Source organism: Flavobacterium sp. TS_SC_5 (assembly GCF_056156265.1).
Window position 1 is genome coordinate 3,218,727 of the sequence record NZ_CM149588.1, and the last position, 17,839, is coordinate 3,236,565.

Annotated in this window: 11 protein-coding genes; all 11 read left to right on the forward strand. The window is 32.4% G+C overall.

Annotated features, from left to right (window positions below; all coding sequences use genetic code 11):
• Positions 1 to 14 precede the first annotated feature (14 nt).
• The 11 genes from AC0J6S_RS13830 to AC0J6S_RS13880 all read left to right on the forward strand — a co-directional run bounded on the left by AC0J6S_RS13830 (position 15) and on the right by AC0J6S_RS13880 (position 17,607).
• A complete protein-coding gene (locus AC0J6S_RS13830; RefSeq protein WP_474954342.1) occupies positions 15 to 1,799 on the forward strand; it encodes a chloride channel protein in 1,785 nt (594 codons plus the stop codon).
• A gap of 140 nt (positions 1,800 to 1,939) precedes the next feature.
• A complete protein-coding gene (locus AC0J6S_RS13835; protein WP_474954343.1) occupies positions 1,940 to 2,683 on the forward strand; it encodes a LytR/AlgR family response regulator transcription factor in 744 nt (247 codons plus the stop codon).
• Positions 2,670 to 5,651, forward strand: coding sequence for a sensor histidine kinase (locus tag AC0J6S_RS13840; RefSeq protein ID WP_474954344.1), 2,982 nt, complete (start codon positions 2,670 to 2,672; stop codon positions 5,649 to 5,651). The genes AC0J6S_RS13835 and AC0J6S_RS13840 overlap by 14 nt, the downstream gene beginning before the upstream one ends.
• Positions 5,652 to 5,775: 124 nt before the next feature.
• Entirely contained in the window at positions 5,776 to 6,030 is a 255-nt protein-coding gene (locus AC0J6S_RS13845) for a DUF8108 domain-containing protein (protein ID WP_474954345.1), read from the forward strand.
• 33 nt (positions 6,031 to 6,063) lie between these two features.
• On the forward strand, positions 6,064 to 6,825 hold the full coding sequence (locus tag AC0J6S_RS13850) for a hypothetical protein (RefSeq protein WP_474954346.1): 762 nt from the start codon (positions 6,064 to 6,066) through the stop codon (positions 6,823 to 6,825).
• 18 nt (positions 6,826 to 6,843) lie between these two features.
• Positions 6,844 to 7,536, forward strand: coding sequence for a hypothetical protein (locus AC0J6S_RS13855; protein ID WP_474954347.1), 693 nt, complete (start codon positions 6,844 to 6,846; stop codon positions 7,534 to 7,536).
• A gap of 140 nt (positions 7,537 to 7,676) precedes the next feature.
• Entirely contained in the window at positions 7,677 to 10,508 is a 2,832-nt protein-coding gene (gene uvrA / locus AC0J6S_RS13860; protein WP_474954348.1) for an excinuclease ABC subunit UvrA, read from the forward strand.
• Positions 10,509 to 10,625: 117 nt separating this feature from the next.
• Complete coding sequence (locus AC0J6S_RS13865; protein WP_474954349.1) at positions 10,626 to 11,066, forward strand: endonuclease domain-containing protein; 441 nt, start codon at positions 10,626 to 10,628, stop codon at positions 11,064 to 11,066.
• Between the two features lie 274 nt (positions 11,067 to 11,340).
• Positions 11,341 to 12,069 (forward strand): LOG family protein, encoded by a 729-nt coding sequence (locus tag AC0J6S_RS13870; RefSeq protein ID WP_113665887.1) that lies wholly within the window; start codon positions 11,341 to 11,343, stop codon positions 12,067 to 12,069.
• 195 nt (positions 12,070 to 12,264) lie between these two features.
• The gene (locus AC0J6S_RS13875) at positions 12,265 to 15,012 is read left to right on the forward strand and encodes a gluzincin family metallopeptidase (RefSeq protein ID WP_474956370.1); all 2,748 of its coding nucleotides are present in this window, start codon (positions 12,265 to 12,267) and stop codon (positions 15,010 to 15,012) included.
• 186 nt (positions 15,013 to 15,198) lie between these two features.
• Positions 15,199 to 17,607 (forward strand): alpha-ketoacid dehydrogenase subunit alpha/beta, encoded by a 2,409-nt coding sequence (locus AC0J6S_RS13880; RefSeq protein WP_474954350.1) that lies wholly within the window; start codon positions 15,199 to 15,201, stop codon positions 17,605 to 17,607.
• The last annotated feature ends 232 nt before the right edge of the window (positions 17,608 to 17,839 follow it).

The following is a 17,839-nucleotide window of genomic DNA, read 5'->3' on the forward strand; positions in this document are numbered from 1 at the left end:
TCTTAAAAAGTATCATGTTCAAAAAAGTAATAGCCAAACTAGAAGTAATAATTGCCGTAGCACAGTCTATATTGACTCCAAAACAGTTTATATTCTTATCTGCCGTTTTGGTTGGAATCTCCTCTGCATTTGCCGTAATAGTTCTGAAAACTTTTGCGCATTGGGTATTTTCTTTTGCAACTTATGTCAGCGGAATTTTGAAATTGGGTTTCATTAATAGTATTCTACCTATAATTGGTATTGTGCTCACCGTTTTTGTCATCAAAAGAGTTTTAGGAGGAAAAATCCAAAAAGGAACTTCTCAGATTTTATATGCTGTTGCCAAAAAAGCGAGTATTATTCCAAAAAAACAAATGTACGCTCAAATTTTAACTAGCTCATTGACAGTTGGTTTGGGAGGTTCCGCAGGTTTAGAAAGTCCCATCGTGATTACAGGAGCTGCTTTTGGTTCAAATTATGCTCAAAAATATAAATTAAGTTATAAAGACCGAACTTTACTAATTGGTTGTGGAGTTGCAGCTGGAATCGCCGCAGCTTTCAACGCACCTATTGCCGGAGTATTATTTGCTATCGAAGTACTGTTGGTAGACGTTAGTATTGCAGCCTTTACACCCATCATGATAGCTGCGGCTACAGGAGCTTTGGTTTCTGTAATTGCATTAAACGAGGAAATTTTACTATCTTTCAAACAGCAACAGAGTTTTGATTATCATAATATTGCTTTTTATATTCTTTTAGGTTTATTTACCGGATTCATTTCCGTTTATTACTCCCGAAATTTTCAGAAAGTAGAACATTTTTTTGCAAGACTTAAATTATCACCCTATAAAAAAGCGTTGTTTGGTTCTTCAATTTTAGCCATTCTTATTTTTATTTTTCCAACACTTTTTGGAGAAGGATATGAAAGTATCAAAACATTATCAGAGAACGATCCCGGAAAATTATTAGAAAACACTTTATTCAGCAGTTTTCGGGATAACAGTTGGGCACTTTTACTTTTTGTAGGGTGCACGATGATGATAAAAGTTTTTGCGACAGGAATTACTTTAGGCAGTGGTGGTAATGGTGGAAATTTTGCTCCCTCATTGTTTTTGGGTTCTTATGTTGGTTTCTTTTTCTCTAAATTTTTAAATCTGACTGGACTTACTAAATTACCCGTAAGTAATTTCACTTTAGTGGGTATGGCAGGAATCTTGAGCGGTTTATTTCATGCTCCCTTGACTGCGATATTCTTAATTGCTGAAATTACAGGAGGATATAACTTGATGATTCCGCTTATGATTGTAGCATCAATCAGTTTTGCCATTTCAAAACGTTTTGAAAAACACTCGATGGATGTGAAAAATCTCGTGCAAAAAGGGCATGCCTTTACCAGTAATAAAGACACTAATGTACTTTCTACACTAGAGACAAGTACTATTATTCAAACAGATTTTCTTACGGTAACTCCTAATGAAAATTTAGAAAGACTCGTTGATCTCATTTCTCATTCCAACCAAGTGATATTTGCAGTAGTTGATACCGAACAGAACTTATTGGGTATTGTTCATTTTAATGATATCCGAGAAATAATATTCAATAATTATCGAGTAAAATACACATTGGTAAAGGAAATAATGCTAAAACCCGTTGAAACAATTTCACCGGATGACAGCATGGAAATGGTTATGAATAAATTTGAAAAATCTAAAAAAGCATTCTTGCCCGTTCTTCAAGAAGGGAAATATTATGGTTTTATTTCTAAATCTGTTGCGCTTGAAGCTTACAGAACCAAATTAAAATCCATGACAATTGAATAAATTTTTAATACTTCTTTTAACACAATCTTCTAAACTGTTGTATCGAAAGAATAAATCAAAATGGTAACTTTGCTTTTTAGTGAAAAAAGAATGATACATTTAATGTTTTTTTTACGGTTCAATAATTATATGAATTTTTTATGCCAATAAAAGCTATTATTGTTGATGATGATCGAAAATCAAGAGAATTAATCCATACCTTTTGTGAGGACTACAGCGATAATAAAATACATATTTTAGATTTATGTAATTCTGTGGATACTGCAATTATTTCTATTAAAAAAAACAATCCTGATTTAGTTTTTCTAGATATTGATATGCCAGATAAAAATGGTTTCGATTTAATAAACAACTTTGATTTATTACCTTTTGAAGTTGTTTTTGTAACTGGACATGCAAACCAGTATACTAAAGCCATTGAAGTAAGTGCTTTGAATTATTTGATGAAACCCATAAATCCACTTAACATAAAATCGATTGTAGATAGATTTGAAAATAAGATTCAAATAGCTAATGGTGTAAATCGGATTAAAGTTTTAAAAGACAATTTAAATAGTAAAAATAATAAATCTATTGTTTTTCCGAATAATGATGGTTTTAAAGTGGTACTTGTTTCTGATATTATTTATTGTGAAACCGGAAATGGTAATGGGAAATGCAAAATAGAAACAATGAATGATACTATTGTAATTACAAAATCATTAAAAGAAATAGCTCAATTACTTCCTGAAAATTCATTTTTAAAAGTAAGTAGTAGCGCCATTATAAATAAAAGCTTCATAAAGTCATTTAATACTAAAGAAAAAAAATTGACACTTTCAAATGGCTATTTAATTACGGTTACAGAGTTCAATAAATCTACATTGATGGATGCACTTAATTAATAAGATTCAACTTTACATTTTCTTTTTGAGCAGTTTTCTTATGGCTGCTCAATATAAGCCTTCGGAAAACTATACAACTGCTGATGGACTACCTAACAATTCTGTTCGCTCATTATATTTAGATAAAAATTCCAATTTATGGATTGGTACAGAAAATGGAATAACAAAATTAGAAAATGGTACTTTTTCAAACCTCATTTTACCTAAAACAATAATTAATAATAGTTGTTGGGATATTACTCAAGATGAAAATGGAAACATGTGGTTTGCCAGCTATGGTGGTGGTATTTACAAATTTGATGGCATAAAGTTTATGGTTTTCAATCAAAAAAAAGGCTTGCCAACAGATAGAACCCGCAAATTATTATCTTACAAAGAAAAGATTTTTGCAGGTACAGAATTAGGTATTGCCATAATCGATATCAAGACCAATAAACTAACAGTTCCAAGAGGAATTTTGCCTCATTTTGGTGTTTTCATGGTTTCTGACTTCTTTATTTATAATAATGAAGTTTATTTTTCAACCATAAATGAAGGGCTTTTTAAAATCGCTTATAAAAATAATACTGCTGTAATCGAGCGTGTATTTAAGTATCAATTTGCATATAGTTTAGGTTTTTTTAAGGATACTATTTATAGTGGAAACAAAGGGTTTGTTGTTGGTTTCAAAATTCAAAATCTAATTGCTGGAAAAACAGGTTCAAAACCATTTGGAAAAACTATCGCTTGGGATTTCGCAAAAGACAAAGAACACAATTTATATGCGGCTGCGTGGGGTGTGTTTGATTTAAGTGGCGGACTTTATTCCATTGCTAATAATGAAATGTCTAACGTTTCTGAACAATTCGGAATCGATTCTAAAAATTTGTTGAATGTTGTTTACAGTCCAAAAAAAGATATCCTTTACGTCGGTTCAAAAGATAAAGGAATTTACGAAATTCAGTTAGATAAAGCCATCGAATACAATCCATTTAAAAATAAAGCCATTGTAGATTTTGAAACTTTCGAAAACCAGAAGATTATACTTCATCAAGATGGAATATCCCTTTTGAATACCAATAATTCCGTTTCTGAAACAATTGATTTGTATGATTTTAAAAAATATCAAGTTCAATATATAAAGAATTCAAAACAAAAATTACCTACACACGCCGATGGATTTTATGAGCTAAATTACAACATCCCAGCACCCGAAATCGAGTTTTATGAAATTCTAAAACATCAAAAATCGGTTTGGATTATTAGTAATATCGGAGTTTTCGAAATGAATTTTGAAGGCAAAATCATAAATTACATTCCCATTCACAGTTATAAAATTGGGTTTACCAATGATAATAAATTCATAGAAACCATTCCTTATGCTGGCGTTCGCGTGTATGATGACTTGTATCATTTGAAAGCCAAACACTTTTCGGAATTTGATAAAAATACGCCAGTTGATATTGTTGGAATTTTAAATACGGATGACAAAACCTATTTGATTTCGGTGTTTCAAGGATTGTTTGTTCATCAAAACCAGAAATTCCAATCGCTGCTAAATGAAAATATTTGGAAAGAAAGCAAACTAAAATTCATTACCAAAAACAAAAAAGGCAACCTAATCATCGCTTCAGAATTTGGTGCTGTTACCGTAATCGATGTCTCCAAATCATTTAGAATACTTCAAACCATCCCAAAAAATCAGATTATAGGCAATACTGTAACCTTTCTTGAAAGTTACAAAGATTTCATTTTTATTGGCACCGAAAAAGGAATCAACATTTACCGAAACGGGATAATACAATTGTTTGACAAAGAACAAGGACTAAAAGATGCTGGGATTAGCAGTTCACATATTTTTGATAACCAATTATTTCTTGGTACCAAAAAAGGATTTTACACTATTGATTTAAAAAAACTTACAGCAAGCAAAAACACCGTCTCCAGTATAGAAATAAGGAATATTGCGATCAATTCGGTTCCAATAAATCAATCGAATTTTCGTTGGTTTTCATACATTTCCAATCAATTAGTTTGCGATTATCAGCACAATACTATTGCTATAGATTTTGTACCAAAAGGCCATTCTTTCCCTAACAAATTAAAATTTAGATACCGCCTTAAAAAGACGAATCGTTGGAGTCCGTATTCTGAAAAGCCTTTTATTTATTTGTCCTATTTACCTAATGATATCTATCATTTAGAAATTGAAGTTTTAGATTTGAATGCAGGAAAAACAATGCGATTCAATATTTTAAAAATAACTATCCAATCTCCATTCTGGAAAACAGGATGGTTTTACGGACTATTAGGAGTTCTTTTAATTTTAGGAGTTGTTCTTATAATTTCCAATATAAAAAAGCGAGCCTGGCAAAAATCGGAAACCGAAAATCGAATTGCAAAAGCAAAACTGGAAGCCTTATTAAGTCAGATGAATCCACATTTTACATTCAATGCTATGAATACAATTCAAAGTTTTGTTTTTAATAATGACTCTCTAAATTCAACAATCTATATTAGCGAAGTTGCTAGTTTGATGCGTCAAACATTAGACAATTCATCTAAACAAACCATCACAATTGAGGATGAAATAGCTTATCTGGAAACCTATATCAAACTAGAAAACCTACATTTTGAAAATAGAATTCAATATGAAATAGTAGTTGATGAAGCCATCAATAAAGCATATACTGAAATCCCAACGATGTTGCTACAGCCTTTTGTAGAAAACATTTTTAAACACGCTTTTAATGAGGAATCACAATATCCTACCTTCAAAATTGAATTTACCATACTTGACAAAAACGTACTGCAAATCCTAATTTCCGATAATGGAAAAGGCAATACAAAAACTACAAAAACGCATATTTCCAAAGGTATTACGATAGCCAAAGAACGCCTACAGATTATGCAACCCACCAATATTGACCCACTAAAAATTGATTTTTCAGAAAACGGAACTACTGTAAAAATCCAATTAATTATTTAATCCCAAAAATTAATTATAGCACAGGATAAATGTTTTATAGCATAGAAACCCCGAATTACATTTTCGGGGTTTTTTATTGTTTTTTATATTTATAGTTTTGGATTTCAACCTATAATAATAACAAATGATTTTAGAAGAAAACCAAAGCGCACAAGAAACAAGACTAGCACGAGAAGAAGCTAAAAGAGATATGAAAATGTATCTAGCAAATGACTGGCAATTGAAAGAAGAAACACCTGAATATTTTTTACTAAAAAGGAATGAAGGTTCCACAACAGTACATATTTTAATTTTTATCTTTTTTGGTTGGTGGTCATTTGGCATTGCAAACTTCTTATATTATTTAGCGAAAAGAAAGACTAAGAAAATTGTTAAGTAATATTTATTATAAATAATTTGTTTAAACAAAAAAATGACAATAAAAATAATTTTAAAATGGATAATAGGAATAATCCTTTTATTAGTAGCGTTAATTTCAACAACTCGAGGAGATTATATGGCCCTAATCTTAATCCCACTTAGTTTATTTATAATTCCATTATCATACGAATTTTTAATAGAAGAAAAAGCAAATTTAAAACTTACATCTAAAACAAAATGGATTGTTTCTTTCATTGGGCTTTTAATATTTATAAGTATAAATTTAATAACTGAGTTTTTACAAGATAAAGATGAAAATACATCAGGTGTAGTATCAAAAAATAATGAAGGTCGAGATTCTCAAATCGAAAGCACAAAATATTATTTAGACAACAATTACAAAGAAGTTACTGATACAAATGGTATTGCTTACGAACTAAAAGTTGAAAAGAATGAAGTGAGCAGAAAAAAAATGTATGAATCTGAAAAAATATATTTCGATAAGGGAGCATTTATTGTTGTATGTTCATACAAGACAGTATATGATTTTAGACTATTGTCAAATGGAGAATTAAAAGATGTAATCCAATATGAGGGCTATTTAATTAATTCCAAAAGAAGTGACCGTCATGACCTAGGAGCATGGTGTAGTGATGATTATACCTATTTCCCTGAATTAGATAATGAAAATAAGAAAAAAATAATATCTGACTTTACTGGGGGAAATTGTGGGATGGGAGAAGATATAAATAATGTAGTAAAACAGAATAGAATTGCAGCAGTAAAAGCCTGTGGGATTTTGGAAAACAAATAGTTTTTGATAAAAAAATTTATGAAGAAAATATTACTCCTTTTAATCTTTGGATTTAGCCTAACAACTTATTCCCAAGACATCGAAAAAATGGATAAAAAAGAATTGAGAATAGCTTTGAAAAATAGTAATGCGAGTAAAGATTCTTTGGTATCAATTAGCAGCAATAAAGAGAAAGAACTAGATTTACTAAACCAAAACTTCATTGCTTCTAAAGATTCTATAGAAGCTCAAAAAGTAAAAATTGGTTCGTTACTATTACTAAAAAAACAAAGTGAAGACAATTCTAAAATATTGACCAAAACGGTGGCTGTTTTGAAAGATTCGATACTAGAGTTAAAAATGAAAACTCCATTTGTTATTTCTTCATTTACATTAAAAGCACTACCTAAGAATTGCTCAATGGTATATTCTGAAACCAAAGAATTGTATAAAGCAAAAAAGTACATCTGTTTTTGGGGAGAATTTGAAGATGATAATTCTCTTAATCTATACATAAATGACACAAAAAATGTACTAAAAAGAATAGATTCAGATGATGATACGGATGATTATCAGTTTAAAAATGACGCGTATTTTATTAAAATTAGAAAAAGAAAAACAATATTAGAAGATGACATCATATTAATAATTGAATCCGCAGAATTATCAATTAAAAATTTAGCTACAGGTCAAGAAATTATTAAGAAAATTTATGGAGAAGGTGGTTGTTAATTTAAATACAACTTTTATCTAAAGAACAAAAAACGCTAACCCCAATTAGCGTTTTTTTATGCCCTAATTTAACACAATCTTCTAAACTGTTGTATCAAAAGAATAAATCAAAATGGTAACTTTGCTTTTTTGCAAAAATTATGTTAGACAAAGACAATACCATTGAAGTTCAAGGCGCACGCGTTCATAACTTAAAAAATATAGATGTTTCCATTCCACGCGAAAAACTAGTTGTAATAACTGGTCTTTCGGGTTCCGGAAAATCCTCCTTAGCTTTTGATACCATATATGCCGAAGGGCAACGCCGTTATGTAGAGACTTTTTCTGCTTACGCGCGTCAATTTTTGGGAGGCTTAGAACGTCCAGATGTAGATAAAATAGACGGACTTTCTCCTGTAATTGCGATCGAACAAAAAACTACCAGTAAAAGTCCGCGTTCCACTGTGGGAACTATCACTGAAATTTATGATTTCCTGCGTTTATTGTACGCTCGTGGTGCCGATGCCTACAGTTACAATACTGGAGAAAAAATGGTTTCTTATTCTGATGAGCAAATCAAAGATTTGATAATTCAGGATTTTACTGGCAAACGCATCAATATTCTGGCGCCTGTTATTCGTGCTAGAAAAGGTCATTATGCAGAACTTTTTCAACAAATTGCCAAGCAAGGTTTCCTTAAAGTTCGCGTAAATGGCGATGTTCTGGATATTACTTTGGGAATGAAATTAGACCGTTATAAAACCCATGACATCGAAATTGTTGTGGATCGAATGGTTATTGAAGATACTGCTGATAATGAAAAACGTTTGACAGAAAGTATCAATACAGCCATGCATCACGGGGAAAATGTATTGATGGTTTTAGACCAAGATTCAAATGAAGTACGTTTTTTTAGCAGAAATTTGATGTGTCCAACCACCGGTATCTCCTACCAGAATCCAGAACCGAATTTATTCTCTTTCAATTCGCCAAAAGGTGCTTGTGACCACTGCAACGGATTAGGAACGGTAAATGAAATTAATCCAAAGAAGATTATTCCAAATCCAAAATTATCAATAAAAGCGGGAGGCTTTGCTCCATTAGGAGAATATAAATCATCCTGGATTTTCAAGCAATTGGAAATTATTGGTGAAAAATATGGCTTCAAATTAACAGATGCAGTTAACACCATTCCTGCTGAGGCGATGGAAATGATTTTGAATGGCGGAAAAGAAAAATTTACGATCAACTCTAAAGATTTAGGTGTTGCCAGAGAATACAAAATTGATTTTGAAGGGATTTCGCATTTCATCAAAAATCAACATGATGAAAGTGGTTCAACAAGCATAAAACGTTGGGCAAAAGAATTCATGGACGAAATAAAATGTCCGGTTTGTGAAGGTTCTCGCTTGAAAAAAGAGGCACAGTTTTTTAAAATTAATGGAAAAAATATTACCGAATTGTGCGATATGGACATTTCGGATTTGACGGTTTGGTTTAATGATTTAGACAGCCATTTATCTGATAAACAAAAGCGTATCGCTACTGAAGTAATCAAAGAGATTAAGGATAGATTAAACTTCTTGATGAATGTAGGTTTGGATTATTTGGCTTTAAGCCGAAGTTCAAAATCACTTTCGGGTGGTGAGGCACAACGTATTCGTTTGGCAACTCAAATTGGTTCACAGTTGGTTGGTGTTTTGTATATTTTGGATGAACCAAGTATTGGTTTACACCAAAGAGACAACGAAAAACTAATTCATTCGCTGGAACAATTACGAGATATTGGAAACTCTGTAATTGTAGTGGAACACGATAAAGACATGATTGAGCGTGCCGATTATGTAATTGATATTGGACCAAAAGCAGGAAAATATGGAGGAGAAATCATCAGTAAAGGAACGCCTGCTGAAATCCTGAAACATCATACTATTACGGCGATGTACATGAATGGCGAGATGAAAATTGAAGTTCCAAAAAAACGTAGAGAAGGAAATGGAAAATTCCTAAAACTGACGGGAGCAACAGGAAATAACTTAAAAAATGTTTCAATAGAATTGCCTTTGGGTAAAATGATTTGCGTGACTGGAGTTTCGGGAAGTGGTAAATCTACTTTGATTAATGAGACGCTCTACCCTATTTTGAACGCTTATTATTTTAACGGTGTCAAAAAACCGCAGCCCTATAAAAAAATTGAAGGATTGGAACATATCGATAAAGTGATTGATATTGACCAAAGCCCGATTGGAAGAACGCCACGAAGTAATCCGGCCACATATACTGAGGTTTTTACCGAAATAAGAAATCTGTTTACGATGACTTCTGAAAGTATGATTCGGGGATACAAAGCGGGCCGATTTAGTTTCAATGTCAAAGGAGGACGCTGTGAAACCTGCGAAGGTTCCGGTGTACGAACAATTGAAATGAACTTTCTGCCAGACGTTTATGTAGAATGTGAAACCTGTCAAGGAAAACGTTTTAATAGAGAAACATTAGAAATTCGATATAAAGGGAAATCAATTTCGGATGTTTTGAATATGACCGTGGATGAAGCAGTTCCATTTTTTGAAATGATTCCGAAGATTTACAGAAAGGTAAAAACCATTCAGGATGTTGGTTTGGGTTATATTACGCTTGGCCAACAAAGTACAACGCTTTCCGGTGGCGAGGCTCAACGAATCAAATTGGCGGGAGAATTATCTAAAAAAGACACTGGAAATACGTTTTATATTCTGGACGAACCCACAACAGGACTACATTTTGAAGATATCAGAGTATTAATGGAAGTAATCAATAAGCTGGTTGATAAAGGAAATACGATTTTGATTATTGAACATAATATGGATGTTATTAAACTGGCCGATTATATAATTGACATTGGTCCAGAAGGCGGAAAAGGTGGCGGACAGCTTATTGCCAAAGGAACTCCTGAAGAAATTATAAAAATTAAGAAGAGTTACACGGCGCAGTTTTTGAAAAAAGAACTGGCTTAAATTCCCCTCATTTGGAGGGGTGCCTGAAAGGCGGGGTGGTTTTCGTTACTATTAGTGTTTTTTTTGTAAATTTATTCCTAAGGTTCGTTCTAAAAAAAGGGAATAGAAACAACGATTATGGAAAACAATAGCGAGATAACGGCTTATATAAACATACAGCCTATTTATAGAAATTTCATCGAAAACTTACCCTGCAACATAAAATTAAAAGCTAGATCCCGAGCATTGCGCAAAGCAGGTGTGTTGTCAGAAGTTATCTTTTGGTTGCAAGTGCACAAAGGAATGTTTTGGAAAATAGATTTTGACAGACAAAGAATCATTGGTAATTATATTGTAGATTTCTATGTAAAAACCTTAGGTTTAGTAATTGAAATTGACGGTTCAAGCCATAATAATAAAGAAGATTACGACCAAACAAGAGAAGATTATCTCGTTTCTTTAGGATTAAAGGTTTACAGAATATCTGATTTAAGGGTAAAACATGATTTGAATAATGTAATGTTGGAACTGGAAAGCTATATTGTTTTAGAATTTGGAAATAAAGAGGCTATTAGTTGAAATTTAGACAATAAAACCACCCCGCCCTAACGGGCACCCCTCCAAATGAGGGGAAAAATACAATAACAACTCGATGTAAAAATAACTTCTTGTAAAAATTATAAAAAATTAAGAAGAGTTATACAGCGCAGTTTTTGAAAAAAGAATTGTTTTAGTATTTAGAAGCCCTAGCCCAGATAGCAGTGAAAATCCTTATGAGCCGGGGTTCGGCGATTAAGATTGAAACGAATAGCTGGAAGTAGCTCCAAAAAAATAAGATTATAAAATATAGAGTATGAGATTAGAAGATTTTGACAATGATGAGGATAAAGTTATCCAAGACCGATTAAAAAGAAAGACGTGGAATGAGATTAGAACCAATGATAGTTGGGCGATTTTTAAAATAATGGCCGAATTTGTGAACGGTTACGAGAGCATGGGTCGCATAGGTCCTTGCGTAACTATTTTTGGCTCTGCTAGAACAAAACCAGAGCATGAATATTATTTGCTTGCCGAAAAAATTGCTTATAAAATCAGTAAAGCTGGTTATGGAGTGATTACTGGCGGCGGACCAGGAATTATGGAAGCGGGTAATAAAGGAGCCCATTTAGGCGGTGGAACCTCAGTGGGACTAAACATTGTATTACCCTTTGAGCAACATTATAATCCATATATTGACAGTGATAAAAATCTGAATTTTGATTATTTCTTTGTTCGAAAAGTAATGTTTGTCAAGTATTCACAAGGTTTTGTAGTGATGCCAGGAGGTTTTGGTACTTTGGACGAAATGTTTGAAGCGATGACTTTGATTCAAACTAAAAAAATAGCCAAATTCCCAATCATATTGGTTGGGAGCAGTTTCTGGACTGGATTAATTGACTGGATAAAAACAGTATTAGTAGAAAGAGAGGGCACAGTTCATGCGGAAGATTTGAATTTATTTAAAATTGTAGACACTGAAGATGAAGTGGTTGATGTGCTAAATGCCTTTTATAAGAAATACGATTTATCACCAAACTTTTAAAAATAGGAAGCTGCTTCAAAAACAGCTTCTTTTTTTTGCTTAATTTTAGTAAACATCTGAATAATTATATCGAATTATAAGTATATTTATTTTTTTAATAAATAATACCAAAATTTGAAAGCATATCTTAAAATAATATTCCAATTCCTTATTTTATTAGCTTCATTTAATCAATATGCCCAGCATCAATCTAAGATGAAAGTTGAGCTTAATGCTGCTAATAAAACACTGGCTATTAAGCAGGAAATTATTTTTGTAAATCAGTCGGAGGACACTTTGACATCGATTGTTTTGAATGACTGGAATCATGCTTTTTCCAATAAAAACACACCTCTTGCCAAGCGGTTTTCAGATGAATTTTATAGGGGTTTTCATTTAGCCAAAGAAGAGGAACGCGGAAGTACAATAAATTTGATTATTAATGATGCCACTCAACAGTTTTTATCTTGGGAAAGAACAGAGAAAAACCCCGATTATATTGTTGTTGAACTTAAAAATTCGTTACTTCCAAATCAAAAAGTAGCTTTACATCTTTCCTATATTACTAAAATTCCCAACGAAAAGTTTACCAAATATGGCTATACTAACAATGGTAGCTTTAACCTTAAGAACTGGTACCTGACTCCTGCCAGATATGAAAATCATACTTTTATAAAAAACAGTAATAACAATCTGGAAGATATTGCCAATGCTGTTTCAGATTACGAAATTGACCTTAAAATTTCTAAAACTTTAGACGCCACTTCCGACTTAAATAGCGAGAAAACAACTGGAAATGATGACTTTTTATATTACCGATTATCAGGAAATAACCGAACTGATTTCAATTTGATTATTGAACCTAAATCCAGTTTTGAGAGTTACAAAAATAGCTCCGTTGAAGTGCTGACTGATTTAAAAAACAACAAATTAGACAATATTCAAAAAGCGATTGTAATTGATCGAATTGTAAATTTTGCCAGTAATTTAATTGGTAAATATCCGTATGAAAAAATTGTAGTTTCGCAGACGGATTATGAAAAAAATCCTTTTTATGGATTGAATCAACTTCCATCATTTTTAAGTCCGTTTCCGGATGAATTTATTTTTGAAATTAAGTTTTTGAAAACCTATTTAAATGAATATTTAAAGACAAGTTTGCATCTGGATCCTAGAAAAGATAATTGGATTTATGATGGAATTCAGGTTTATGCAATGATGAAATATATGGACGAAAATCATCCCAAAACAAAAATGATGGGAAGTGCCTCCAACATCCGATTGCTTAAAAGTTTCAATCTAACAAATATTGATTTTAATGGTCAATACAGCTATTTTTATATGTTGATGGCTCGAAAAAATCTCGATCAGCCGTTGGGAGATCCAAAAAACACTTTAGTGAAATTCAACGAACAAATAGCAAGTAAATATCGAGCGGGACTAAGCATTCGGTTTCTTGATGACTATTTACAAAGCAATGTTGTGCCGAACAGTATTAAACAATTTTACAAAAAAAATCGAATTACGCAGGTTTCCAGATCTGATTTTGAAACAATCATAAAATCAAACAGCAATAAAGATATCAGTTGGTTTTTTAAAACTATTATTGATTCTAGAGACATCATTGATTATAAATTTTCAAGCGTAATAAAAACAAAAGACAGCATCACTTTTTCTGTCAGAAACCGCACAGGAGCTCCGATTCCGATTCCAATTTACGGTACCAAAAAAGGAGAAATTGTTTTTAAGCAATGGCTGGATATAGAAGAATGCGACAGCACATTTACGATTCCGAGAAATAGTATTGATAAGATTGTCTTAAATCTGAAAAACGAAGTGCCAGAATACAACTTAAGAAACAACTGGAAGAAATTAGAAGGTTTTTTTCCTAATAATCGGCCAGTTAAATTTGTATTTATGAAAGATTTGGAGGACCCGTATTACAATCAAGTATTGTATGTTCCGTCAATATATTACAATTTGTACGATGGTGTAGCCCCGGGACTGCGACTACACAATAAAACCATTCTGGAAAAACCATTTATTTTTGATGTCAATCCCTCCTACTCTACAAAATCTAATAATTTATCCGGTTCTGCTTTATTTGTAGTCAACCAAAATTTTAGAAAAAGTAACCTTTATAATGCCCGATTTTCTATTAGCGGCTCCTATTTTCATTATGCTGAAGATGCCTCATATTTTAGGTTAAATCCGGCCATACAATTGCGAATCAGAGAGCCAAATTTTAGAGACAACAGGAAACAACTTTTCTTATTTCGACAAGTGATTGTTAATAAGGAGAAAAGTGCTTTGGTTCTTGATAACTCACCTGAAAATTATTCGGTTTTTGATGCAAGATACATTAACACAAAAACTGAGGTTACGAATCATTTTAATTTTACTACGGATTTACAAATTTCTGGAAAATTCGGAAAAATCACTGGTGAAATTGAATACCGAAAACTCTTTGAAGACAATCGCCAAATTAATTTACGCTTCTACGCGGGAAGTTTTTTGTACAATAAGACGCAATCGGATTTTTTCAGTTTCGCATTGGATAGACCCACGGACTACCTATTTGACTACAATTATTTTGGAAGATCAGAAAGCACGGGACTTTTTAGTCAACAATACGTAATAGCGGAAGGTGGTTTTAAATCAAAAATTGCAACACCTTTTGCCAATCAATGGATTACAAGCTTTAATGCTAGTTATAGTATTTGGAACTGGATTGAAGCGTATGGTGATGTTGGGTTTATTAAAAATAAAGGAGTGAAACAACGATTTGTTTATGACAGTGGAATTCGGCTGAATTTAGTTACAGACTATTTTGAATTGTATTTTCCAGTCTATTCTAACAATGGATGGGAAATTGCCCAAGATAATTACAACGAAAAAATACGTTTTATTGTAACTTTTTCGCCTAAAACATTAATCAATCTTTTTAATCGAAAATGGTTCTAATCCAATAGTATTTTCAATATTTATTAAACTATTCTTAGATATTAATCTATAAAATTATATATAGTGAAAAAATAAAGTTCTTTTTAGTAGAATAAATTGCAAAAATTAAATTCTATTTTTTTCAATGTATTATGAAAATAGGTTGTTTTTAAGTAAATTTGCCTCATAAAGTTATACTTTTCAATTATGATAAAAGAAAAAACCAATACTACATTGACGTTTGAAGATTTCAAAATCGAAGTTTTAAAGGACTATACAACAGCCATAATAAGCCGAGAGTGCAGCCTTTTAGGACGCAAGGAAGTATTGACTGGAAAAGCCAAGTTTGGTATTTTTGGTGATGGAAAAGAAGTACCGCAACTTGCTATGGCAAAAGCTTTCAAAAATGGCGATTTCCGTTCTGGATATTATCGCGATCAAACTTTTATGATGGCCATCGGTGAACTTACTATTCAACAATTCTTTGCCGGATTATACGGGCACACTGATATTGAACAAGATCCGATGTCAGCCGGAAGACAAATGGGCGGTCACTTTGCAACGCATAGTTTAAATGAAGATGGTTCATGGAAAGACTTAACAAAACAAAAAAATTCGAGTGCTGATATTTCTCCTACAGCAGGACAAATGCCAAGATTATTAGGTCTTGCCCAAGCATCAAAAATATACAGACAAGTTTCAGGAATACCAAATGCTTCTAATTTTTCTGTGGAAGGAAATGAAATTGCATGGGGAACCATTGGAAATGCAAGTACATCCGAAGGATTATTTTTTGAAACAATAAATGCCGCTGGAGTTCTACAAGTACCAATGGTAATGAGCGTTTGGGATGATGAATACGGAATTTCTGTTCACGCCAGACACCAAACTACAAAAGAAAACATATCTGAAATATTAAAAGGATATCAAAGAGAACACGATACTAATGGTTTTGAAATTTTAAGAGTAAAAGGTTGGGATTATGCGGACTTAATTGCCACTTATGAAAAAGCCGCTACCATTGCCAGAGAAAATCATATTCCTGTTTTGATTCACGTAAATGAACTGACACAACCACAAGGACACTCTAGTTCAGGTTCTCACGAAAGATACAAAAACGCAGACCGTTTAGCTTGGGAAAGAGATTTTGATTGTATTCGTCAAATGAAATTATGGATGATTGCTATTAATATTGCATCGCCTGAAGAAATCGAAGCAATTGATGTTCAAGCTAAAAAAGACGTTTTAGAAGCTAAAAAAGCCGCTTGGAATGCTTTTATAGAACCTATCGTTGAAGAGCAAAAAGAATTAGTTGCATTATTGCAAAAAATAGCGGAATCCAGTAATAATAAGGAAACAATATTAAAATTCAGTGCTGATTTAAGTGGAATCAAATCTCCGTTAAAAAAGGAAATTTTGGTGACAGCGCGAAAAGTATTGCGTTTAATCCTTAATGAAAATGGAAAGCAAGAATTATCGCAATGGATTACAGATTATACAATTAAAACCCAAAAGAATTTTAGCAGTAATTTATTTTCAGAAACTGAATTAAATGTGTTTTCTGTTGAAAAAGTTTTACCGGTATATCCTGAAGATGCTAAAGAAGACACGGATGGCCGAATGATTCTGCGTGATAATTTTGATGCCATTTTTACTAAATATCCTGAAACATTAATTTTTGGTGAAGATGCCGGAGCCATTGGTGATGTCAATCAAGGTTTAGAAGGAATGCAGGAAAAATACGGAGAGTTACGCGTTGCCGATGTTGGAATTCGCGAAGCAACTATTCTAGGTCAAGGAATTGGAATGGCTATGAGAGGCTTACGCCCAATTGCCGAAATTCAATATTTAGATTATTTATTATATGCTATCCAAATCATGAGTGACGATTTGGCTACTTTAAGATACAGAACTGTTGGAAAACAAAAAGCACCATTAATCATACGTACGCGTGGACACCGTTTAGAAGGCATTTGGCATTCTGGTTCTCCTATGGGAATGATTATAAATGCCATACGAGGAATTCACGTTTTAGTTCCAAGAAATATGACGCAAGCAGCTGGTTTTTATAACACTTTGTTAGAATGTGATGAACCTGCTTTAGTTATCGAATGTTTGAATGGCTATCGATTAAAGGAAAAAATGCCGTTGAATTATGGCGAATTCAAAACTCCAATCGGAGTTGTCGAGACCTTGAAACAGGGAACTGATATTACACTAGTTTCGTATGGTTCAACTCTGAGATTGGTTCAGCAAGCTGCCAAAGAATTACTTGAAGTTGGAATTGATTGCGAAATAATCGACCTACAGTCTTTGCTTCCATTTGATATCGATCAAGATGTGGCAAACAGTATTGCTAAAACAAATCGTCTTTTAGTAATTGATGAAGATGTTCCTGGTGGCGCTTCAGCTTATATTTTACAACAAATAATTGAGCAACAAGATGCCTATAATTATTTAGACAGCAAACCACAAACCTTAACTGCAAAAGCCCACAGACCGGCTTATGGAACGGATGGAGATTATTTCTCTAAACCTTCTGCAGAAGATATTTTTGAGAAAGTCTATGAAATGATGAATGAAGTAAACCCTTCAAAATATCCTAGTCTTTACTAAAATCAATTTATTTTAAGATATAAATCCTAATCAGCAATGGTTAGGATTTTTTATATTTTAAATTCGAATTCAGATAAACAAATAAAATATTACCTTGTTCTCTAATTTAATAATTTTAATCACTAGTGTCCACTATAGATTAAAAAAAGTTCTTTGAAATTATTGTAAATCTGTATTTTAAGTCTCATTTTAGAGCGTGACGATTTGAATTGAATTCTTATGTTCGTAAATT